Below are 21,199 nucleotides of genomic sequence, written 5' to 3'. Positions count from 1 at the left end.
GGCCGTCGACAAGACGGCTATACGTGAGGCCGGAAACGCGGGCGGGCCGGAAACGGGGCAGCCCGCCCGCACCGGAGTGCGGACGGGCTGCCCAGGGGAGCTGACGGAGCGATCAGGCCTCGATGTCGGCCTTCTCGCCGGGCTCCGTGGTCGCCTTCGCGGCCTCGGCCTCCGCCTCGGCCGCGGCGATCTTCTTCGAGGCGATCAGGCTGGTGATCGTCGTGACGATCAGCACGGCGCAGATGACGCCCAGGGAGACCGGGATCGAGATCTCCGGGACGTGCAGTCCGCTCTCGTGCAGTGCGTGCAGCACCAGCTTGACGCCGATGAAGCCGAGGATGATCGACAGGCCGTACGAGAGGTGGACCAGCTTCTTGAGCAGTCCGCCGATGAGGAAGTACAGCTGGCGCAGACCCATCAGGGCGAAAGCGTTCGCCGTGAAGACGATGTACGGGTCCTGGGTCAGGCCGAAGATCGCCGGGATCGAGTCCATCGCGAAGAGGATGTCGGTCATGCCGATCGCCAGCATGACGACGAGCAGCGGCGTCATGACCTTCTTGCCGTGCTGGACCACGAAGAGCTTGGTGCCGTGGTACTTGTCGGCGACGCCGAACTTCTTCTCGATCGACTTGAGGATCTTGTTCTCCTCCCAGTCGTCTTCCTCCTCGTCGGCCCGCGCCTCCTGGATGAGCTTCCAGGCGGTGTAGATCAGGAACGCACCGAAGATGTAGAAGACCCAGGAGAAGCTGGCGATGATCGCGGCACCGGCGGCGATGAAGATCGCACGCAGGACCAGGGCGACGAGGACGCCGATCAGCAGCACGCGCTGCTGCAGATGGGACGGCACCGAGAACTTCGCCATGATCAGGATGAAGACGAAGAGGTTGTCGACGCTGAGCGACTTCTCGGTGATGTAGCCCGCGAAGAACTCACCCGCGGCTTGGCTGTTGCCCCAGATCAGCAGGCCGACACCGAACAGCGCGGCAAGCACGATCCAGACGACCGTCCAGATTCCGGCTTCCTTGATCGACACGTCATGAGGCTTGCGCCCGATGAAGAAGTCGACGGCGATAAGGGCACTGAGGCCCACGATCGTGAGGACCCACAGGGTCATGGAAACATCCACTGCGCCTCCGGCAGTACGTAACGGCACAAATCCAGCGTCGTCGCTGCCGGAGGTCTCTTCCACCCGAGAACTTTCACCTCTCGGTCGGGCCGACGTCCCGGAACCCGTGCGGGTTCGTACTGACGGAATCGTCGCAGTCGGGAGTACTCCCCTCCGCACGCAGAACACTACAGGTAAACCCAAGAGAAGGTAAAGGGTGAGGTAAAGCACAACCCAAGTTCGCAGGTCAAGGGCCTAATGGAGAGAGCGGCAATGGCAAAGGGCTCCCCAACAGCGGGGAGCCCTCCGACGCCGGTGCGGGTCCTGTCAGCGCCCCCACTCGCGCCGCGCCTGCGCCACCTGCGCGAGCACCTGCTGCAGCACCGTGCTGCCGGGCGGCACGAGGGCCGGCTGATACGTCCAGGCGTGGCCGATCCACGGATCGGCGAGGTGGTCGTCGGGCACCGGGGTCAGGCGCAGCAGGGAACGCCACAGCGGATCGAGGATCGGCCCGTAAGCGGAGGCGTCCTCACGGTCGGCCACCAGCATCAGATGCACACCGACAGCCGGGCCTTCGTCCGCGAGATAGCGCAGCTGGGTCACGGCGCGGTCGTCGAAGCCGTGCGGGAAATCGTTGACGATGAGCAGCTGCTCGCCGGTGTCGAGGTCCGGCGGCAGGGCGTCGGTGGCTCCGCCGCGTATGGCCATCTGCACCAGCTCGACGCGCTTGGTCAGGCGGGCGAGTACCTCGGTCACGCCGGGGGCCCCGTGCCCCGGCGGATGCGGGAGCACGCCGGACTGCAGCAGCGGCGCGAGCGAACCGGCCGCACCGCCGCCCGCGTCGATGACGTGCACGGAGAAGTCACCGGCCGGGTAGACCGCGAGCAGTCGGGCCGCGAGCGCGACCGCCGTCTCCAGGGCGAGCCGGTGCAGCTCGGCGCTGTCGTGGAACGTGACGCTGCCGGACGACGAGCGGCCGCTGTCGATCCACAGACCGCGCTCCAGGGGCAGCCGCATGAGGAGCGGAATCCGTACGTCCGCGCTCTCCGGCAGATGCAGATCGCCCAGGCGCAGCGCCATGGGGACCTCCATCGGCACGCGGTACGCATGCCACACCGGGTTGTCCCAGGCGGCGAAGGCGTGCGGCAGGGCCGGCTCGACCACCTCGGCCTCGGCCTTGAGCTGGGCGAGATCCCGGTCGAGCACCTCACGGGCCTGGTCGACGAGTTTCGCCTGCTTGGCGCGGGCGGCCTCACGTGCGGCATCGCCCGTACCGCCGATCCGGCTGCGCGGATCGGACAGGACCTTGTCCAGCTCCTGCTCCATCCGGGACTCCGCGAAGTCCACGGCGCTGCGATACGCGGCCGTGGTGCGGGCCAGATCCTCGAACATCCCCCAGACCTGGTTGTAGAGCCGCTCCTCCATCGACCAGCCGGTCGCGTCCCCGGCCACGGGCTGCGCGGGCTGCCCCGGCTGGGCGGGCGGTGCGGTCGGCGGCGGGGACGGGGGTGCGGCCGCGGCCGGGCGGCGGCTGGGGTGCGCATAGTTGACGCCGTCGGAGTTGGGCGTCTGCGTGGGTCCGCTTGCGGTGGGCTGCCCGGCTCCGTTCGCCGTGGGCGGCTGCGCGGGGGCCGGTCCGCCGGTGGTGGGCGGCTGAGGAGCGGCGGCGCCATGCTCACCGGCCGCCGCACCGCTGTGCTCCCCCGCCGAACCGGCGGTGGCCGCGGTGTGCCGTACGCGATCGCCCTCGGCCGTACGCGGCGGAGGCGCCGCCACCGAGCGGGCCATTCCGCGCGCCACCGCGTCGAGGATCTGCGAGGCGATCTCACGCGACTGGTCGAGGCCCTGGTCCGCGAGCATCTCGGCGAGCCCGCCCGCGTAACCCTGACCGACGGCGCGGACCTTCCAGACCCCGTTCCTGCGGTACAACTCCAGTGCCACGACGGCCGATTCGGGGTCGAGATCGGTGATCGTGTAGCTCGCGACCTCGGTGCCGTCGAGTCCGGTGACCGCCACGAAGGGGGCCGCGACCGCGCCGAAGCGGACCGGGCCGCCGACGCCGACGGGCAGCGCGAGCAGCACGTTCACCTGCTCCACCGCGTCCGGCAGGGCCTCCAGGTCCACGGCCAGGCGGTGATCCGCCGCGGCCTGCTGCGAGACCTCGAGCCCGGGCAGCTGCGGCGATCCGGGGTGGGCGATCCACTCGGCGCTGCGCACCTTGCCCTGCGCGTCGCTCAGCGTGGCGCCCGCCACGATCGGTTTGCCTGCGGATACCCGGATCTCCAGACGGGTTTGAGGCAGCGGGGTGTTCTGACCCCGTACCAGCTCGACCGCCATGGTGTTGGTCCCCCTCGTCGCTGCGTTCGGGCGCGGCGGTGTGCCGGCTCGTTTGCCTATTGCGTACGTGCCTCGGAGCGCGGACGCGGACGGCTCCCGGTGGCCGCATGGGCGCCCGGGAGCCGTGTACCGCGAACTGCCCTCAGAGGTGCGGCAGGATCGCCGGCATCAGGTCCTGGAACGTACGGCCGTTGGCCGGCTGGCCCAGCGCCGTCATCGTCCAGCCGGTGCCATTGCGGTGCACCTTCGCCATGATCTGGGCGGTGTACTGGCCGCCGCCGTCCAGCGTGTAGCGCGCCATCTCCTGGCCGTTGGTCTCGTCGACCAGCCGGCAGAAGGCGTTCTGCACCTCCTGGAAGGTCTGGCCGGTGAACGAGTTGACCGTGAACACGATCTGGTCGATGTGCACCGGAACGCGGGCGAGGTCGACGAGCACCGACTCGTCGTCGCCGCCCTGACCGGCGCCGCCGACCAGGTTGTCGCCGGTGTGCCGCACCGAACCGTCGTCGCTGACGAGGTGGCGGAAGAACACCACGTCGACCGGCTGCTTGTCCGCGAAGAGCACCGCCGAGGCGTCCAGGTCGATCTCCCGCGTACGCGAGCCGAACAGGCCGCGGCGCGGAGCCGCCTGCCAGCCGAGGCCCATGCGCACCGCGGTCAGCGTGCCCCCGTCGCTCTTCTGCAGGCTGATGGCCTGACCCTTGGTCATGTTGACCGTCACGCGATGTCCCCTCTCATCCCCAACTTCTTCCCCGCCTGCCGCCTGTGCCTGCGGTTGACCTGAACCCTACGCAGTGGATCTGACAAGCCCACCCCCGGGCCCGGGGTTTGTGTCGGTCTTGCAACACTCGCGGCGCCTGAAAAGGGACTTCAGACGCCGCAAGGGACTTCACGTGCCAATCGGGCCCTGCGCGAGCCGGTCCGGCCTCCCGGCCCCGTCGGTCCGCCTCCTGTCTCCAGGTCTGCCCGGCCGCCCGGCGCGCTCAGGCCGGCCCGCCCGGTGCTCAGGCCCGCCCGGCGCGCTCAGGCCGGCCCGCCCGGTGCTCAGGCCAGCCCGGCCTCCCGCATCTGGCGCAGCTCCTTCTTCATCTCCGAGACCTCGTCACGCAGCCGCGCCGCGATCTCGAACTGCAGATCCGCGGCCGCCGCGCGCATCCGCTCGGTCATCTCCTCGATCTGCCCGGCCAGTTCGGCCGCGGGACGGTCGGTGGGCGTACCCGGCTCGGCCTTCTTCGCCTTGCCCTTGGCGGCCTTGGCCGGGGCACCCTTCGCTCCGCCCAGCGAAGGCACCGGGGCCTTGGCGCTCTTGCCGTCCTTGCGATAGCCGCTGCCGAGCAGCTGCTCGGTGTCGACCTCCTCGCGGGCGATGGTCGCGACGATGTCGTTGATCTTCTTGCGGAGCGGCTGCGGATCGATGCCGCGCTCCGTGTTGTACGCGATCTGCTTGGCACGGCGGCGGTTGGTCTCGTCGATGGCCTTCTCCATCGCCGGCGTGATCTTGTCCGCGTACATATGGACCTGGCCGGAGACGTTACGCGCCGCACGGCCGATGGTCTGGATCAGGGAGGTCCCCGAGCGCAGGAAGCCCTCCTTGTCCGCGTCGAGGATCGCGACCAGGGAGACCTCGGGCAGGTCGAGGCCCTCGCGGAGCAGGTTGATGCCCACGAGCACGTCGTACTCACCGGCGCGCAGTTCCCTCAGGAGCTCGACGCGGCGCAGGGTGTCGACATCGCTGTGCAGATAGCGGACCTGGATGCCCAGCTCCAGGAAGTAGTCGGTGAGGTCCTCGGCCATCTTCTTGGTGAGCGTGGTGACCAGGACGCGCTCGTCCTTCTCGGTGCGCTGCCTGATCTCGTGCACCAGGTCGTCGATCTGCCCCTCGGTGGGCTTGACCACGACCTCCGGGTCGACCAGGCCCGTGGGGCGGATGATCTGCTCCACGAAGCCGTCGCCGCGCGACAGTTCGTACTTCCCCGGCGTCGCCGACAGATAGACGGTCTGCCCGATCCGCTTCTGGAACTCCTCCCACTTCAGCGGACGGTTGTCCAGCGCGGACGGCAGCCGGAATCCGTGGTCGACGAGGGTCCGCTTACGGGAGGCGTCACCCTCGTACATGGCACCGATCTGCGGGACGGTGACATGCGATTCGTCGAGGACGAGCAGGAAGTCGTCGGGGAAGTAGTCGAGCAGGGTGTGCGGCGGGGTGCCGGGCGAGCGGCCGTCGAAGTGCATCGAGTAGTTCTCCACGCCCGAGCAGGAGCCGATCTGCCGCAGCATCTCCAGGTCGTACGTGGTGCGCATGCGCAGCCGCTGGGCCTCGAGCATCTTGCCCTGCTTCTCGAGCTCGGCGAGGCGCTCCCCCAGCTCCTTCTCGATGTCATTGGCCGCGCGCTCCAGGCGCTCAGGGCCGGCCACATAGTGCGTGGCGGGGAAGACGTGCAGCTCCTGGTCGTCGCTGATGATCTCGCCGGTGAGCGGGTGCAGCGTGGACAGGGCCTCGATCTCGTCGCCGAACATCTCGATCCGCACGGCCAGTTCCTCGTAGACCGGGAAGATCTCGATGGTGTCGCCGCGCACCCGGAAGGTGCCACGGGTGAAGGCCAGGTCATTGCGGGTGTACTGGATGTCGACGAAACGGCGCAGGAGCTGGTCGCGGTCGATCTCCTCGCCGACCTCGAGGTGCACCATGCGGTCGACGTACTCCTGCGGCGTACCGAGACCGTAGATGCACGAGACGGAGGCGACCACGACCACGTCGCGGCGGGTGAGCAGCGAGTTGGTCGCGGAGTGGCGCAGGCGCTCCACCTCCTCGTTGATCGAGGAGTCCTTCTCGATGTAGGTGTCCGACTGCGGGACGTACGCCTCGGGCTGGTAGTAGTCGTAGTACGAGACGAAGTACTCGACCGCATTGTTCGGCAGCAGCTCGCGGAACTCGTTGGCGAGCTGGGCCGCGAGCGTCTTGTTCGGCGCCATGACCAGGGTCGGGCGCTGGAGCTTCTCGATCATCCAGGCCGTCGTGGCCGACTTTCCCGTACCCGTCGCGCCGAGCAGGACGACATCCTTCTCGCCCCCGCGGATCCGGCGCTCGAGATCGGCGATGGCCGCCGGCTGGTCGCCGCTGGGCTGGTACGGGCTGATGACCTCGAAAGGCCGCTCGCTCCGCTGGATGTTCTGGATGGTGGTCTCGGTCTCGGGCCGCATGCAACCACCGTACGACCCACCACTGACAACGGGGCGGGATCGCGGTCAGCGCTGCCCTTCCGGCCCCTGTGGTGATCCCTTCGTCACCAGTCCTGGCGGTACTGCGAGCTCCTGCGCGAGGCGCCCACACTCCGCTGCGCGGCGGCCGGAACGCCCTTGCCGGCCTGGTCGGCGGGCTGCCAGTCCGGCTTGCCCATGATCATCAGCGGATCGAACATCACGACCACACCGGCGAGCAGCAGGAAGGCGAGCGGGCCGACCATCATGGGCGCGAGCAGCTCGGCGGGCGAGTCTCCGGCGACCGCACCGGACGATCCGTGCAGATGGACGCTGAGCGCCGCCATGCCGGTGTAGTGCATGCCGCTCACGGCGAGCCCCATGATCAGGCTGGCGCCCAGGCTCCACAGGAAGCCGCGGACCTGTGCCGCGCACCAGAGGGCGGCGGTCGCGGCGACCACGGCGATGACGACGGAGGCGGCGACCGTGACGGTGTCGTACTCCAGAGCGCCGCGCAGGCGCATGGCGGCCATGCCGAGGTAGTGCATCGAGGCGACGCCGAGGCCGGTGATCGTGCCGCCGGTGAACAGAGCCATGACCGTGGGCCCTCGATAGCCCACGATGAAGACCCCGATGCCGACCATGACGATCGCGACGCCGAGGCTGGCGAAGGTGAGAGACGGGTCGTAGCTGACGGGCGCTTCCTTGACGGTGAAGCCCATCATCGCGATGAAGTGCATGGTCCAGATGCCGGAGCCGATGGCCGCGGCGCCGAGCGCCAGCCAGCCGGGGCGCCAGGAGTTGCCCACAACGAGCGATCGCGCGGTGCAGCGCAGCCCGAGGGCTCCGCCCACGCAGGCCATCACATATGCGGCGATCGGGGTGACCAACCCGTAACTGAATCCGTCGACGGTGCCCTGCATGGTGGGATGACCCCTTCGCCCCTTTTGATATGCCCCAGGGGCGCCCCCGCACCCCAACGCACCGCCGGACAGATGGCCGGTGCTGAGCAGAGATTAAGGCTCCAAGCGGAACGTACGAGCGATTCTCCGGCAAAAACTCATCGGCTTCGCCAACGGCGGACAACCCTATGTTCCGTCTTGAGTGGCTCTGTTCAACTTCTGGCCAACCTGCACCTGTCCTCCGTTGCCGCCCAGCTGCCACGCTCGGTCGGTCTGTGATCGCACGACGTGAGGAGTTCTGGTGCACGCACGCACTGCAGCAGCCACGGCCGCCGCTCTCATAGGTGTCGGAGTCCTCGTCCTGCCCGCCTCCGCCGCTCCGGCCCACTCCCCCGCGACCGCGAAGGCGACCGCGACCCCGACCGCCAAGGCGACGGCGGCAGGGACGGCGAACGCCGCGAAGAGCGACACCCCCGTCATCGTGGCCCACCGCGGGGCCTCGGCGTACGCCCCCGAGAACACCCTGGCCGCCATCGACAAGGCGCGCGAACTCGGCTTCACCTGGGTCGAGAACGACGTCCAGCGCACCAAGGACGGCGAGCTCGTGATCATGCACGACGACTCGCTGGCGCGCACCACGAACGTGGAGCAGGTCTTCCCGGACCGTGCGCCGTGGAAGGTCGCGGACTTCACCGCGGCGGAGATCGCCGAGCTGGACGCGGGCAGTTGGTTCGACGCCAAGTTCAAGGGCGCCCGGGTGCCGACGCTCACGCAGTACATGAACCGCGTGGAGCGCAACCACCAGAAGCTGGTCCTCGAGATCAAGAAGCCGGAGCTCTACCCGGGGATCGAGCGCGACACGCTGCGTGTCCTGCGCAAGACGGGCTGGCTCGACCGGAACCACGTCAAGCACAAGCTGGTGATCCAGAGCTTCGGCGCGGACTCCGTGAAGTCCGTGCACGCCCAACGCCCGGACATCAAGACCGGGTTCCTCGGCACGCCCGCGGTGGCCGATCTGCCCGCGTATGCGAAGTTCGCGGACCAGATCAACTCCAACCACGGGACGATCACGGCTGAGTACGTTTCGGCCATTCACGCTCAGCGCGGTCCGCACGGCAGGCCCTTGGAGATCCTCACCTGGACCGTCGACGACGCGGCGAACGCCCGGCGCGCGGCCGGCTTCGGGGTGAACGGGATCATCACCAACCGGCCGGACGTCGTACGGGACGCGGTCGGCGGCTGAGTCCTGAAGCCGTGCCGGCTGCCGTCGTCGGCTGAGTCCTGAACTCGTACGGGACGCTGCCGGCGGCTGAGTCCTGAACTCGTACAGGCTGCCGCCGTCGGCTGAGCCCGGGCGGCGTTGTCAGTGCCCCGCCGTACCGTGGTCCGCGTGAACATCGAAGGGCAGAACACGGGGAACGCGGACGGCGGGCAGGCCGCCGTCGAGTGGGCCGTCGTCGACAGCGACATCGGACCGCTGCTGCTCGCGGCGACGGCGGACGGGCTGGTGAACGTGGTCTTCCATGCGCACCCGCGGGTGCGCGACAAGGCGGTGGCGTCACTCGCCGCCCGGTTCGGCGGTGCGGTGGCCGAGGCGCCGGACTCACCGCGTCTGGCCGAGCCCATACGTCAGTTGCGCGCGTACTTCGCCGGGGAGCTGCGCGAGTTCAGCCTCGACCTGGACTGGACGCTGATCGGCGGCTTCAACCGCCAGGTGCTGCGCGAGCTGAACGACGGTGTGCCCTACGGGGCCGTCGTCGGTTACGGGGATCTGGCCCACCGGGTCGGACAGCCGGGCGCCGCGCAGGCGGTGGGCATGGCCATGGGCGCCAATCCGCTGCCCGTGGTGGTGCCCTGCCACCGGGTCGTGGAAAGCGACGGCGGGATCGGGGGGTTCGGCGGCGGTCTGGAGACCAAGCGGAAGCTGCTCGCTCTGGAAGGGGTGCTGCCGGAGCCGTTGTTCTGAGTCGGGTGGATGGGGGCCTGGGCCGGACGCGGGGCGGACGCCGCGCAAGATGCCGCCCTGCCGTCCTCCCGCCCCCGCCTGGCACACTGCGCCGGTGACCACCACCGAGCCGTCCTCCATATCGATCACGCCCGAGCAGTTGCCCGCGCTGCGCCGGCGGACCACCGCCGTGCTGATCGCGAGCCAGATCCTGGGCGGACTCGGAGTCGCCACCGGGATCGCGCTGGCCGCCGTCCTCGCCCAGGAGGTCAGCGGCACCGAGGCGCTCTCCGGCCTTGCGCCGACCGCGACGGTGGCCGGTACCGCGATCCTGTCGATGCCGCTGGCCGCCCTGATGACCCGGCGCGGACGACGGCCCGGACTCGTACTCGCGTATGCGATCGGCGCGTTGGGAGCGGGGGTCGTGGTGCTCGCGGCCTCGATCGGGAACTTTCCGCTGCTCCTGATCGGCATGGCGGGCTTCGGCGCCGCGTCCTCGGCCAATCTGCAGGCCAGGTTCGCGGCGGCCGACCTCGCCGAACCGCAGCACCGGGCGCGGGCGATCTCCAATGTCGTCTGGGCGACGACCATCGGCGCCGTCTTCGGCCCCAATATCGCCGCGCCGGCGGGCCGCAGCGTCTCGGGCCTCGGGATACCCGAGGCGTCGGGCGCGTTCCTGTGGGCGGCGGGGGTCTTCGTCGTCTCGGCCGTGCTCGTCGCCGTACTGCTTCGACCCGATCCGCTGCTCGCCGCCCGCGCCCTCGAACCCGAAGCGGAAGGATCACCGCAGAGCCGTTCGCTGCGCGCCGGACTGGCCGCGGTCGCCGCGTCGCCGAAGGCCCGGCTCGCCCTGGTGACGGTCGCCGTCTCGCACACCGCGATGGTCTCGATCATGTCGATGACCCCGGTCGATCTGGGCCACCACGGCGCGGACATCGATCTGATCGGCCTTGTGATCAGCGGCCATATCGCCGGCATGTACGCGTTCTCGCCGGTGATGGGCCGCCTCTCCGACCGCTTAGGCCGGCTCTCCGTCATCGCGCTCGCCGTCTCGCTGCTCGCGGTGGCGGCCCTGCTCGCCGGCACCGCCGGTCCGAACCACACCCAGACCGCCATCGGCCTGTTCGTGCTCGGCCTCGGCTGGTCGGCCGGCCTGGTCTCGGGCTCCGCCCTGCTCACCGACTCGGTCCCGCAGCCCGCCCGGGCCGCCGCCCAAGGCTTGTCCGACCTGACCATGAACACGGCGGCGGGACTGGGCGGCGCCGCGGCCGGCCTGATCGTCGCGCAGGCGAGCTACGGCTGGCTCAACCTGATCGCCGCCGTACTGCTGCTTCCGCTGGCCGCCCTCGCGGTGCTCACACCGCTGCGGTCGCGTCGGGCGAAGGAGACGCCGGACGCGGCGAATTGACCGTAACGGGACGCGGCGAGCCAACCGTCACGGGCCGGCCTGCGAACCGACCGTCACAGCCGTCAGAGGCTGATGTGGTACGCCTTGCGCAGCGTCTCGTGCACGGTCCACGTCGTACGGTCCCCTTCGCGCAGCACCGCCGCGACGCCCGGCCCGAGTTCGAGGACGTCCCCGCCCTCGACCGCCACGGTCGCCCGGCCGCTCACCACCACGAACAGCTCGTTCGCCTCCGTGTCGGTGACAACGCCCGGCGTGATCTGCCAGATGCCGCGCAGCTGCTTGCCGTCCGGCGACTCCCACAGCACCTTGCCGGTCACCTCGGGCGTACCCGACACGATCTGGGCGGGGTCGAGCGGTTCGGGTTCGAGCTGGGCGTCCGGGATGTGCACGGCGAAGGAAGCGGGGGCTGCGCTGTCGGCAGCGGCTGTTGCGGTGGCTGCGGGATCAAGATCAGTCGTCATGGCCGGTCACTCTAGAGACCCTGGCCGCAGGGGCCTCGGCCGGGCCGTGCGAACCGGTCCGATTACCCCTCCGCACCCCCTGGCCGCCTCCGCGCCCCGGTAGCAGACTCCGCCATGCGCACAGGCCGTACGAGCCACGGGCGCGACCCGCCCGTGGACGCACATCCGCTGCCGAGAGCCGAAGGGACGGCGAACGTGCCATGAGCGGATCCGCCGGAAACAAAGCAGTCGCGTATCTCAAGCCGGGAGCCGTGGAAGTCAGGACCATCGACTACCCGACACTTGAACTCCAGGACGGACCGGGCGTCGCACCCGAGAACGTCGGCCGCAAGTGCCGGCACGGTGTGATCCTCAAGGTCCTCGCCACCAACATCTGCGGCAGCGACCAGCACATGGTGCGCGGCCGCACCACCGCACCCGAAGGGCTTGTGCTCGGGCACGAGATCACCGGAGAGGTCGTCGAGCGCGGCCCCGATGTGGAGACCATAGAGACCGGTGACATCGTCTCGGTCCCGTTCAACATCGCCTGCGGCCGCTGCCGCAACTGCAAGGAACGCAAGACCGGTCTCTGCCTGAGCGTCAACCCGGCACGCCCCGGGGCCGCTTATGGCTATGTCGACATGGGCGGCTGGGTCGGCGGACAGGCCGAGTACGTCATGGTCCCGTACGCGGACTTCAACCTGCTCAAGTTCCCCGACCGGGACCAGGCGCGCGCGAAGCTCCTCGACCTGACCATGCTGTCCGACATCTTCCCGACCGGTTTCCACGGCGCGGTCACCGCCGGGACGAAGGTCGGCTCGACGGTGTACGTGGCCGGGGCCGGGCCCGTGGGGCTCGCGGCCGCGGCGTCGGCGCAGCTGCTCGGTGCGGCTGTGGTGATCGTCGGAGATCTCAATGCCGAACGCCTCGCCCAGGCACGGAGTTTCGGCTGCGAGACGATCGATCTGACCCGCGGCAGCGTGGACGAACAGATCGCCCAGATCCTCGGCGAGCCCGAGGTGGACGCCGCGGTCGACGCGGTCGGCTTCGAAGCGCGGGCGCATGGTCCGGACGCCCCCGAAGCACCGGCCACCGTGCTCAACTCCCTGATGGGTGCGGTCCGTGCGGGCGGCGCCCTCGGCATCCCCGGCCTCTATGTGACCGACGACCCGGGCGGCGTCGACCAGGACGCGCGCAGCGGCACGCTCAAGGTGCGCCTCGGCCTCGGCTGGGCCAAGAGCCACCGGTTCACCACGGGGCAGTGCCCGGTGATGAAGTACCACCACGGCCTGATGAAGGCGATCCTGCACGAGCGCGTGCATATCGCGAAGGCGGTCAACGCCACCGTGATCGGCATCGAGGACGCCCCGCGCGGCTACGCCGAGTTCGACCAGGGCGCCAGCCGTAAGTACGTACTGAATCCGCATGGCGTGCTGGACGGAGTGCGTCCCGTCTGAGCGGCTGCGCCGTCTGCGTGCCCGCGTATCCGCAGGGGTACGCGGGCACTCACATGCCTGCGGATACGCGGGTACGCGCATGCCGCGGCGGTTTGGCGGTCCGCCGCGCTCGCCAAGGATGAAGGGGACACGACGAGTGTGCTCGACGAGGGGAGACGTGCGCGTGCTGGTGGTTTCCGCTGAAGTACGGGACGCGATCGCGGGGCGGCGGCCGGTCGTGGCCCTCGAGTCGACGATCATCGCGCACGGGCTGCCGCGCCCGCGCAATCTCGAAGTCGCCCTGGAATTCGAGCAGTCGGTACGGGAGGAAGGCGCCGTACCGGCGACGATCGCCGTGGTCGACGGCCAGGCACGGATCGGTCTGGACAAGCAGCAGCTGGAACGGATCGCGGCCGGTGACAGCGTACGCAAGCTCGGCCAGCGAGACCTGCCGCTCGCCCTGGCGACGGGCTCGACCGGGGCGACCACCGTGTCCGGTACGGCGTTTCTGGCCGCACTCGCCGGTATCCGGATCTTCGCGACCGGCGGACTCGGCGGCGTGCACCGGCAGTGGACCGCCACGCAGGACGAGTCGGCCGACCTGGGGCTGCTCGCGCGGACCCGGATCGCGGTGGTCTGCGCCGGGGTGAAGTCGATCCTCGACGTACCGGCGACGCTGGAGCGCCTGGAGACGCTCGGCGTCGCGGTCGCCGGCTATCGCACGGAACGTTTCCCCGGGTTCTATGTGGCGGATTCGGGTCAGCCGGTGGACTGGTCGCTCTACTCCCCCGCGGATGTCGCCGCGGTGCTGCGCGCCCAGGACGAACTCGGCGGCCCCGACGCCGCGTTGATCGTCGCCAACCCGGTGCCGGTCGCGGAGCAGCTCGACCCCGCTCTCCACGACCGGGTGCTCGACGACGCGCTGCGGGCCTGCGACGAGCAGGGGGTGACGGGGCAGGCGGTCACCCCCTTCCTTCTCGACTTCCTTGTGCGGCGCACGAAAGGGGCCTCGCTGCGGGCCAATCTCGCGGCGGTACGGGGGAACGTACGCCTCGCCGCGAAGATCGCGGCGGCGTGGGCATGAGCGGGGCTCGCGGTCATGGGCGCGGTGGTGTGGGGTGAACGGGGCTCGGGGCGGCGCGGGGGTGAGCGGGGCTCACAGCAGCGCGGGGGTGAGTGGGACGCGCGGTGAATGGGGGCAGGCCGTGGGTGGCGGGACGGCGTCGTCCGGCGGACTGCTCGTTCTCGGCGATGTGGTGACCGACGTGGTGGCGCGCCATGCGCAGCCCCTCGCGTCGGGTACGGACACGGCGGCCGCGATACGGATGATGCCGGGCGGCGCGGGCGCCAACGTGGCTTGTTGGGCGGCGTATTGGGGCACCGAGGACGTCCGGTTCGCCGGCCGTGTGGGCGCGGATGCCGCCCAGTGGCACGCCCGGCGGCTGGACGCAGCGGGGGTACGGGCTCACCTCACGGTCGACGAGGAGGCGCCGACGGGCACCGTGGTATGCCTGGTGAACGGGGGCGAAGCGGCGGAACGCACGTTTCTGACGGACAGCGGTGCCGTGTTGCGGCTGCGGCCCGAGGACCTCTCATCCGGCCTGTTCGACGGGATCGCCCATCTCCATGTGTCCGGCTATCTGTTCTTCGCCGAGTCCAGCCGGGCCGCTGCGGTCACCGCCATCCGAACGGCACGAGCCCGGGGTGCCACGGTGAGCGTGGACCCCGCGTCGGCGGGCTTCCTGGCCCGGACCGGGGTCGACCGCTTTCTGGACGCCGTACGTGGTGTGGATGTTCTGCTGCCCAGCAACGCCGAGGCGGAACTGCTCGCGGGAACAGCTGAACTCACCGCCGCCGCATGCCGGTTGAGCCGGACGTTTCCGCTGGTCGTGGCCAAGAACGGTGCGCAGGGCGCCCTGGTGTGCCACGCGGGGGACGTGGTGGCGCGGGTGCCGGCGACGTCCGTGGAGGCGGTCGACACCACGGGCGCCGGTGACGCCTTCACGGGTGCGTTCCTGGCCGCGCGGCTCGCGGGGGCCCCCGCCGCGAAGGCGGTGGTCGAGGGGTGCCGGGCGGGAGCGGTCTCGGTGGGGAGGGTGGGTGCGCGACCCCCGCGCGATGCGCCCGGGGCTCGGGCGGGCGAACAGTGGCGGACGACGGTGCCGGCGGCCGGTTGGGGCGGGGTGGAGGACGGTCGGGGCGGGGCGGCGGACGGTTAGGGCGGGGCGGGGCGGAAGACGGTTGGGGCGGGCCGGCGGATTCGGGGGCGCGGGCGGTGGATCCGGGGCGCGGGCGGTGGATCCGGGGCGCGGGCGGTCTTGAGGGTCAGTGACCGCCCGCGGCGGAGGGCGTCCGGCAGGTCCGACAGTTCGGAGTCCGGCAGTTCCGAGTCCGACTGTTCGGAGTCAGGCAGTTCGGAGTCGAGCCTGCCGAGTCCGGCCCGCGGAGTCCGGCCTCGGGATCGGGGCCTTGTGGGATCCAGGCCTGTGGGATCCAGGCCCGTGGGATCGGGGCCCCTGGACTCGGACTTGCGGACCGGGCCTTGCGGACTCGGCCTTGCGGTTCAGGCCTTGCGGATCGGGCTTTGCGGTTCAGGCCTTGCGGCCCCAGGCCGAGATCATCGGTGAGGTGGCCAGGTCCATGGAGCCGTCCGCGACGTTGGCCAGGTGGCGTTCGACATCGGCGTCGGTGGCATAGCCGGCCGCGACCAGCTTCTCGCGCACCTGCTGCACCGTCGCGAGCTCCAGCGCCGTGCAGGCCGGTGAGGACACAGGGAAGTATGCGTCCGCCTCGACCTGCGAGAGTCCCGCCTCGCGCAGCAGCCGGGGCAGTCTGCGGCCATACGTGAGGTCGGCACCGCGTTCGGCGAGCAGCGCGCGGAAACCGTGCCGCAGACGGTTCGCCAGCTGCTGCTCCGGGCCGTGCTCGTCGGGGCAGATCAGCGGCTGCAGCGCCGGGTCCGCGTCCTCGACCAGCAGCCGGCCGCCCGGGCGCAGCGCCCGGACCATGGAGCGCAACGCGCGCTCCCGGTCCGGCACATGGACCAGGACAAGGCGGGCGTGCACCAGATCGAAGCCCTCCCCCGGCGGCTCCTCGGCGCCGACGTCGTGGCGCAGCACCTGGACCGGCGGGCGCGCGGCATCGGCCGCCCACGAGGTGTCGATGTCGGTGGCGAGTACCCGTCCTGTCGGTCCGACCTTCTTCGCCAGCCAACCGATCACGGAGGTGCCGCCCGCACCCACCTCCCAGACGCGCCAGCCGGGGCCGACGCCGAGACGGTCGAAGTGCCGGAAGGTCGCGGGGTCGAAGAGGGCCGAGAGCGCGTCGAAGCGCTGTCCGGCCTCGGTCTGGCGGTTGTCGAGGAGGTAGCCGTCGGTTCGCGTCATGGGGCCGATCATCCCAGTTGTCATGGTCTGGGACGGTTCTTGTACGGGGTCCGCGGGCGGAAATTTTCCGGGCGGAGCAGTTCGCGGTGGAAATTTTCGGAGCGAGTGGAACCTCGTCCGGCCGAGCGGTGTATCCCATGCATGAACACGATTCGTGTGGACAGCAGTCGGCGGCTCGGCGCTCGCCTCGGAGCTGCAGTGGCGCTGCTCGGCGTCCTGGTGCTGACCGCGTGCTCCGCCGGGTCGCCTCGGGAGGAGCGCGCCGGTCAGGCAGGCCAGGAGCGATCTGGCCGAGCGGGCGGGGTGAGCGATGCGAGTGCGGGAGCCGAAGTGGCGGACGCCGTACGGACGGTGAAGGGCGGCTGCGGTGAGACGGAGATACGGGAGGGGGCGCCACCGGGCTGGAATCCCGAGCCCGCGGGGTTCTCGGATTCGGCGGCCGGTCTGCCCTATGTCGTCGGGGCGCACGACCAGATCATGGGGTACCTGTGGGAGCACCCCATGACGCCGAAGGCTGCCGCCCTCGGCGACGGGGGCGACGGGGGCGACGGCAACAAGGTGCTCTGGTATGTGCGTTCGGCACGCGAGGGGAAGCCGCTGACGATACGGGCGCATCCGCGCGGAGCGGAGCGGCCGGTCGTGGAGCTGTCGGTCCCTGCGGACTCGGGTCCCGGTGAGATCTACCCCTCGGACATAGCCGTACCTCGTCCCGGCTGCTGGACGTTCGAGCTGTCCTGGGCCGGACACCGGGACGAGGTGGACCTCAAGTTCCTTGCGGAGAAAGGGGCTTCATAGGCGGGCGAGGGCTGACGTGGCCCGGCGGTTGGGGCCGAGGGCGGGTCAGCCCTTGGCGTAGACGCTCTCCACCCAGGTGGCGATCTGATCCTCGGAAAGGTGCTTGGCGAGGTCGGCCTCGCTGATCATGCCGACGAGCCGCTTGTTGTCGATGACGGGCAGCCGGCGAATCTGGTGGCTCTGCATCTCCTCGAGCACCTCACCGACATCGGCACCCGCGTCGATCCAGCGCGGTGTGCCCTTGGCCATCTCGCCGGCGGTGGTGTTCGCGGGGTCGTGCCCCATGGCGACGCATCCGACGACGATGTCACGGTCCGTGAGGATGCCGCAGAGCCGTTCGTTCTCGTCACTGATCGGCAGGGCGCCGACGTTGAGGGTGCGCATCAGTTGTGCGGCGCGGTCCAGGGTTTCGTGGGCGGGGATCCACTGAGCCCCGGGGTGCATGATGTCTGCGGCGGTGGTCATGGGATACCTCCCGGTGTCCGGCAGAACCGGCGCGGCACGGGCGGCGCCGCGGGGACCGGCGGAATCATTCTCGTCCGGGGGCAGGAAGGGCGCACCTGGGGGGCGGCAGGTGGCTACGGTGCGTGACGGCCGGGGTGGCTGTCTGGCCACGGGGCGGGTGTCGGGTGCTGCCCTGTCAGCCGTTCCATGCCGGATGGCGGGGGTCGTCGGCGCGGATGAGCACGTCGGCCGTCTCCTGCGGGGTGGCCTCCTGCTCGTAACGCTCGAAGGCCGGCAGGGTCCAGTGCTGGTCGTCGGGGGTGCGTCGGCGCAGCGAACCGGGTCCGAGGCGGATATGGACCGAGAGATCGAAGGGGAACCAGCGACCGAGCAGCAGCGGACCGTGGAGCAACAGCACACCGCCGGAGGGGAGTTCAACCGGTGCACTGCGCGTCGCCCGGTCGGCGACCGGATCCCACAGGTCGGGCAGCACGCGCCCGCTGCCGCCGGGCTCCAGTGGGCCGAACACCTCACGCCACAAGGCACTTGCGTCGAACCAGCCGTCCACATAGGAATCGGGGTCCTGATGACCATGCTCATAGCGAAGTGACGCCGGGCGCAGAAAGCCCTCGGCAGCGACCACCAGCGGAGAACGGCCACGGACACGCAGCGCCTGCGCCAGAGCTTCGGCCAGCTCGCCAGTGCCCGCGGCCGGCGCCCCGTCCAGGCCGATGCGCAGCCGGTCGCCGCCGTCCAGCGCCTTGAGGGCGAGCACGCGGTCGGCGAGGGCCTCGGTCAGGCGGTCCCAGGTGATCGGTTGGAGTCGCACGGACGCCATGATGCCGTGCGGCACGGAAGCACGGCCGTCGAGGGGCGAGACGCTCGCGTATGGGGGTGCGCGCCTGGTCGATGGCCGCAGGGTGCGAGCAGGGATTTCACTTGTGGTGACACCGGCGGCCGTGGAGGATCGGCGCGGTTGCCGCACTGATCGCGGTCACCGTCGACCGGTGCGTCCAACACCCCTTACTCACAATGGAGTTGCCATGATCGAAGGACCGTTCTTCGCGCTGACCCTGCTGGCGGCGCTCGGCTGCGGCCTGATCGCGGGCGTGTTCTTCGCCTTCTCCACCTCGGTGATGAGGACGCTCGGCGCGCTGCCGTGGAAACAGGGCCTCACCGCGATGCAGAAACTCAATGTGCTGATCATCAACCCGGTGTTCCTCGGAGTGTTCGTCGGCACCGCGGTGCTGAGTGTCGTGGTGGCCGTGATGACCTTTGTGATCTGGCCCGACGAGGGAGCGTGGGAGCTGCTGATCGGCTGTGCGCTCTACCTGGTGGGCTGCTTCGGGGTGACGATAGCGGCCAACATTCCGAGGAACGACGCGCTGGACAAGCTCGACCCCGAGTCTCCGGAGAGCGCCGAGCAGTGGCAGACCTACGTCAAGGAGTGGACCGCCTGGAACCACGTACGGGGCGCCGGAGCCCTCGCGGCCTGCGCGGCACTGGTGCTGGCGCTGGCGGCGTGAAGGGTCGCGCCGTTGGGGAGAGTTGGGGCGCGGCGCGGTCGGGGCGGGGCGTGGCCGGGAGGGTTCCGGCATCGGGCGGTTCTTGGCGGTGAGGATCCGGCGGCGTGGGAGTCCGACGTTATGAGGGTCCGGCGTCGTGGGAGTTCGGGGTCCGGTGGCGGGCGTGGTCCGTAAGAAGTCCGAGTGGCGGGCATCGTTCGTAAGAGGTCCGGGTGGCGGGCATTGTTCGTGAGAGGCCGTCGTTCGTCAAAGGGCATCGTCCGTGACACGGCCTCGGCGTGAGGGCCGTCCTTGAAGGGCCTTCTCCAAGGGCCTTCTCCAAAGGGCCGTCTTCGAGGGGCCGGGCGGGAGGTCTGCAGTGATGGCGCGTTCGCGTGCGGGGGCCGGCTCGTCCAGCTCGGCCTCCAGGGCGAGCCGGACTCCGCTCAACGCCTCCGACCTGGTCGCCGTCGAGCCTCGGGGGCGGCGGCACTGTGCGGAGTGCCGCACGGGTCCGCTTGCGCTCCTGGTCATGGCGGATGGCGCCCCGCGCTGTCTGGACTGTGCCGACCTCGGACATCTGGTGTACCTGCCGCGGGGCAACACGGCGCTCACCAGGCGGGCACGGGAGGGCAGTTCGCTGTCCGTGGTCGTGGTCCGGCGCAACAGCAAGCGCCGGCGGTACGAGCGCCAGGGCGTCCTCGTCGAGGAGGCGGCCTTGGCCCTGGCCGAGCGGCGCTGCCTCGCCGATGCCGAGGCCAGGGCCCGGCGGCGGGAGCGGGACGCGGTACGCCGGGCGGAGCAGGATGTGCGGTTCACGGCGGCGTTCGCCGAAGAGGTGCGGCGGCTGTTTCCGGGGTGTCCGCAGGACCGGGCCCGCGCCGTGGCCGAGCATGCCTCGGTGCGGGGCAGCGGACGGGTCGGGCGCAGCGCGGCGGGCCGGGCTCTTGACCGTGGCGCGGTCACGGCGGCGCTGCGGGCGGCGGTGCGCCATGTGGACACGGAGTACGACTCGTTGCTGATGTCGGGTGTCCCGTGGGCCGAGGCCCGTCGCAGGGTGTCACCGGCAGTCGAGGCCCTCCTCAGCGCCTGGCGCGGACGGGCAGACAACTCCCCGCACCCATAACCCGACACCGACCGCCAAGCCTCAGCCCGAACTCCAGCTCAACCCCAGCCCCAACTCACCCCCGGCGCCCGCGCCCTAACCCCAGCCCCAACTCACCCCCGCGCCACGCGCCCTAACCCCAACCCCAGTCCAGCCCCACCCCCCTCACCCCAACCCCAGCCCAGCCCAGCCCCACCCCCCTCACCCCAACACCCGAACCCCCTCCCCCCGCAAGAACCCCTCAATGTCCTCGACGGCCCCCGTGAAGTACCCCTCGTAGTTCCGCCGTGTGACATACCCCAGGTGCGGCAGCCCGAGGAAGTTCGGTGCCGTGCGCAGCGGATGGTCGGCCGGCAGCGGCTCGGTGTCGAAGACATCCGATCCCGCACCCGCGATCCAGCCCTCGTGCAGCGCCCGCACCAGCGCCTCCTGATCGACGATCGCGGCACGCGAGGTGTTGACCAGGTACGCCGTGGACCGCATCCGCTTCAGCTCGGCGGCACCCACCAAGCCGCGCGTCCGGTCGCTCAACTGCACATGCACGGAGACGAAATCGCTGGACGACAACAGCTCGTCGAGCGACCCGGCCAGCGTCACGCCGACCTCGTCCGCCCGGGCCGCCGTCAGATTCTGGCTCCACGCGGTCACGTCCATCCCGAAGGCCCGTCCGACCCGCGCCACCTTGGCACCGATCTTCCCGAGCCCGATCAGACCGAGCCGCCGCCCGTGCAGGTCCGCACCGAGCGTCGACTGCCACGGACCCCCGGTACGCAAAGCGCCGGCCTCCGTCGTCACGGAGCGGGCGAGCCCCAGGAGCAGAGCCCAGGTCAGCTCGGCCGGCGGCTCCGAGTTGCTGGGCGTCCCGCACACCGTCACCCCGCGGCGGGCCGCGGCCGCGAGGTCGATGGAGGCGTTGCGCATCCCGGAGGTGATCAGCAGCCGCAGCGCGGGCAGCCGCTCGAACAGCGCGGCGGGGAACGGTGTCCGCTCCCGCATCACCACCACGATCTCGCAGTCCCCGATCTCCGCGGCCACCGCGTCGGGCCCGTCCAGATGACGCCGTACGAAACGCACGTCGACCTCGTCCGCGAGGCGCGACCACTCACCGAGGGACTCCGCCACACCCTGGTAGTCGTCGAGCACCGCACACCGCAACCTGGCCATGTCCACCCCTGTCCGTTCCGCATACGCCG

At 70.5% G+C, this 21,199-nt stretch carries 19 protein-coding genes; 9 read left to right on the top strand and 10 right to left on the bottom strand.

All coding sequences use genetic code 11. The features are described from left to right. Positions 1-112 precede the first annotated feature (112 nt). From ABT367_RS03500 to ABT367_RS03480, 5 genes are all read right to left on the bottom strand, one after another. A complete protein-coding gene (locus ABT367_RS03500; RefSeq protein WP_352249128.1) occupies positions 113-1,126 on the bottom strand; it encodes a TerC/Alx family metal homeostasis membrane protein in 1,014 nt (337 codons plus the stop codon). Between the two features lie 306 nt (positions 1,127-1,432). Further along, positions 1,433-3,442, bottom strand: a complete 2,010-nt coding sequence (locus tag ABT367_RS03495) for a TerD family protein (RefSeq protein WP_352249126.1) — start codon at positions 3,440-3,442, stop codon at positions 1,433-1,435. Positions 3,443-3,584: 142 nt separating this feature from the next. Next, complete coding sequence (locus ABT367_RS03490) at positions 3,585-4,163, bottom strand: TerD family protein (RefSeq protein WP_199546743.1); 579 nt, start codon at positions 4,161-4,163, stop codon at positions 3,585-3,587. A gap of 323 nt (positions 4,164-4,486) precedes the next feature. Continuing rightward, on the bottom strand, positions 4,487-6,643 hold the full coding sequence (gene uvrB / locus ABT367_RS03485) for an excinuclease ABC subunit UvrB (protein WP_352249124.1): 2,157 nt from the start codon (positions 6,641-6,643) through the stop codon (positions 4,487-4,489). 83 nt (positions 6,644-6,726) lie between these two features. After that, on the bottom strand, positions 6,727-7,563 hold the full coding sequence (locus tag ABT367_RS03480; protein ID WP_352249122.1) for an MHYT domain-containing protein: 837 nt from the start codon (positions 7,561-7,563) through the stop codon (positions 6,727-6,729). Positions 7,564-7,843: 280 nt separating this feature from the next. Here ABT367_RS03480 and ABT367_RS03475 point away from each other — a divergent pair, with 280 nt between their 5' ends. From ABT367_RS03475 to ABT367_RS03465, 3 genes are all read left to right on the top strand, one after another. Next, on the top strand, positions 7,844-8,785 hold the full coding sequence (locus ABT367_RS03475) for a glycerophosphodiester phosphodiesterase family protein (RefSeq protein WP_352249120.1): 942 nt from the start codon (positions 7,844-7,846) through the stop codon (positions 8,783-8,785). A gap of 147 nt (positions 8,786-8,932) precedes the next feature. After that, on the top strand, positions 8,933-9,508 hold the full coding sequence (locus tag ABT367_RS03470; RefSeq protein ID WP_352249118.1) for a methylated-DNA--[protein]-cysteine S-methyltransferase: 576 nt from the start codon (positions 8,933-8,935) through the stop codon (positions 9,506-9,508). Positions 9,509-9,557: 49 nt separating this feature from the next. Then, the gene (locus ABT367_RS03465; RefSeq protein WP_352249116.1) at positions 9,558-10,895 is read left to right on the top strand and encodes an MFS transporter; all 1,338 of its coding nucleotides are present in this window, start codon (positions 9,558-9,560) and stop codon (positions 10,893-10,895) included. A gap of 62 nt (positions 10,896-10,957) precedes the next feature. On the opposite strand, the gene ABT367_RS03460 is transcribed toward ABT367_RS03465, so the two are convergent. Beyond that, the gene (locus tag ABT367_RS03460) at positions 10,958-11,356 is read right to left on the bottom strand and encodes a cupin domain-containing protein (protein WP_352249114.1); all 399 of its coding nucleotides are present in this window, start codon (positions 11,354-11,356) and stop codon (positions 10,958-10,960) included. A 200-nt stretch (positions 11,357-11,556) separates the two neighbouring features. On the opposite strand from ABT367_RS03460, the gene fdhA reads away from it, so the two are divergent. The 3 genes from fdhA to ABT367_RS03445 all read left to right on the top strand — a co-directional run bounded on the left by fdhA (position 11,557) and on the right by ABT367_RS03445 (position 14,990). After that, positions 11,557-12,792: a formaldehyde dehydrogenase, glutathione-independent gene (fdhA, locus tag ABT367_RS03455; protein ID WP_352249112.1), complete on the top strand. Its 1,236-nt coding sequence runs from the start codon at positions 11,557-11,559 to the stop codon at positions 12,790-12,792. 163 nt (positions 12,793-12,955) lie between these two features. Then, a complete protein-coding gene (locus ABT367_RS03450; RefSeq protein WP_352249110.1) occupies positions 12,956-13,855 on the top strand; it encodes a pseudouridine-5'-phosphate glycosidase in 900 nt (299 codons plus the stop codon). 121 nt (positions 13,856-13,976) lie between these two features. Beyond that, entirely contained in the window at positions 13,977-14,990 is a 1,014-nt protein-coding gene (locus ABT367_RS03445) for a carbohydrate kinase family protein (RefSeq protein ID WP_352249108.1), read from the top strand. A gap of 372 nt (positions 14,991-15,362) precedes the next feature. Here ABT367_RS03445 and ABT367_RS03440 read toward each other — a convergent pair whose 3' ends face one another. Next, a complete protein-coding gene (locus ABT367_RS03440) occupies positions 15,363-16,157 on the bottom strand; it encodes a methyltransferase domain-containing protein (RefSeq protein ID WP_352249106.1) in 795 nt (264 codons plus the stop codon). Between the two features lie 141 nt (positions 16,158-16,298). Between ABT367_RS03440 and ABT367_RS03435 the strand changes: the two genes are divergently transcribed. After that, complete coding sequence (locus tag ABT367_RS03435; protein ID WP_352249104.1) at positions 16,299-16,952, top strand: hypothetical protein; 654 nt, start codon at positions 16,299-16,301, stop codon at positions 16,950-16,952. Between the two features lie 45 nt (positions 16,953-16,997). On the opposite strand, the gene ABT367_RS03430 is transcribed toward ABT367_RS03435, so the two are convergent. Beyond that, positions 16,998-17,417 (bottom strand): CBS domain-containing protein, encoded by a 420-nt coding sequence (locus ABT367_RS03430; RefSeq protein ID WP_352249103.1) that lies wholly within the window; start codon positions 17,415-17,417, stop codon positions 16,998-17,000. 175 nt (positions 17,418-17,592) lie between these two features. Next, entirely contained in the window at positions 17,593-18,225 is a 633-nt protein-coding gene (locus tag ABT367_RS03425; protein WP_352249101.1) for a uridine kinase, read from the bottom strand. Between the two features lie 214 nt (positions 18,226-18,439). Here ABT367_RS03425 and ABT367_RS03420 point away from each other — a divergent pair, with 214 nt between their 5' ends. Both ABT367_RS03420 and ABT367_RS03415 read left to right on the top strand, forming a co-directional pair. Continuing rightward, complete coding sequence (locus ABT367_RS03420; protein ID WP_352249099.1) at positions 18,440-18,922, top strand: DUF1772 domain-containing protein; 483 nt, start codon at positions 18,440-18,442, stop codon at positions 18,920-18,922. A 361-nt stretch (positions 18,923-19,283) separates the two neighbouring features. Beyond that, positions 19,284-20,027, top strand: coding sequence for a DUF2293 domain-containing protein (locus ABT367_RS03415; RefSeq protein ID WP_352249097.1), 744 nt, complete (start codon positions 19,284-19,286; stop codon positions 20,025-20,027). 180 nt (positions 20,028-20,207) lie between these two features. Here the strand turns inward: ABT367_RS03415 and ABT367_RS03410 are convergent, their stop codons facing one another. Further along, positions 20,208-21,170 (bottom strand): D-2-hydroxyacid dehydrogenase family protein, encoded by a 963-nt coding sequence (locus ABT367_RS03410; RefSeq protein ID WP_352249095.1) that lies wholly within the window; start codon positions 21,168-21,170, stop codon positions 20,208-20,210. Positions 21,171-21,199 lie beyond the last annotated feature (29 nt).

Source organism: Streptomyces mesophilus, from assembly GCF_040300965.1.
In the GTDB taxonomy this organism is placed as follows: domain Bacteria; phylum Actinomycetota; class Actinomycetes; order Streptomycetales; family Streptomycetaceae; genus Streptomyces; species Streptomyces mesophilus_A.
Note: the sequence above shows the minus strand (reverse complement) of the source record. Positions and strands in the feature narration are given on the sequence as shown.

Excerpts from the sequence above, each read along its gene's own strand:
- ABT367_RS03415 (WP_352249097.1), top strand. The coding sequence starts at position 19,284 with ATGGCGCGTTCGCGTGCGGGGGCCGGCTCGTCCAGCTCGGCCTCCAGG.
- fdhA (WP_352249112.1), top strand. The coding sequence starts at position 11,557 with ATGAGCGGATCCGCCGGAAACAAAGCAGTCGCGTATCTCAAGCCGGGA.
- uvrB (WP_352249124.1), bottom strand. The coding sequence starts at position 6,643 with ATGCGGCCCGAGACCGAGACCACCATCCAGAACATCCAGCGGAGCGAG.
- ABT367_RS03440 (WP_352249106.1), bottom strand. The coding sequence starts at position 16,157 with ATGACGCGAACCGACGGCTACCTCCTCGACAACCGCCAGACCGAGGCC.
- ABT367_RS03435 (WP_352249104.1), top strand. The coding sequence starts at position 16,299 with ATGAACACGATTCGTGTGGACAGCAGTCGGCGGCTCGGCGCTCGCCTC.
- ABT367_RS03495 (WP_352249126.1), bottom strand. The coding sequence starts at position 3,442 with ATGGCGGTCGAGCTGGTACGGGGTCAGAACACCCCGCTGCCTCAAACC.
- ABT367_RS03465 (WP_352249116.1), top strand. The coding sequence starts at position 9,558 with ATGCCGCCCTGCCGTCCTCCCGCCCCCGCCTGGCACACTGCGCCGGTG.
- ABT367_RS03420 (WP_352249099.1), top strand. The coding sequence starts at position 18,440 with ATGATCGAAGGACCGTTCTTCGCGCTGACCCTGCTGGCGGCGCTCGGC.
- ABT367_RS03460 (WP_352249114.1), bottom strand. The coding sequence starts at position 11,356 with ATGACGACTGATCTTGATCCCGCAGCCACCGCAACAGCCGCTGCCGAC.
- ABT367_RS03480 (WP_352249122.1), bottom strand. The coding sequence starts at position 7,563 with ATGCAGGGCACCGTCGACGGATTCAGTTACGGGTTGGTCACCCCGATC.
- ABT367_RS03410 (WP_352249095.1), bottom strand. The coding sequence starts at position 21,170 with ATGGCCAGGTTGCGGTGTGCGGTGCTCGACGACTACCAGGGTGTGGCG.
- ABT367_RS03430 (WP_352249103.1), bottom strand. The coding sequence starts at position 17,417 with ATGACCACCGCCGCAGACATCATGCACCCCGGGGCTCAGTGGATCCCC.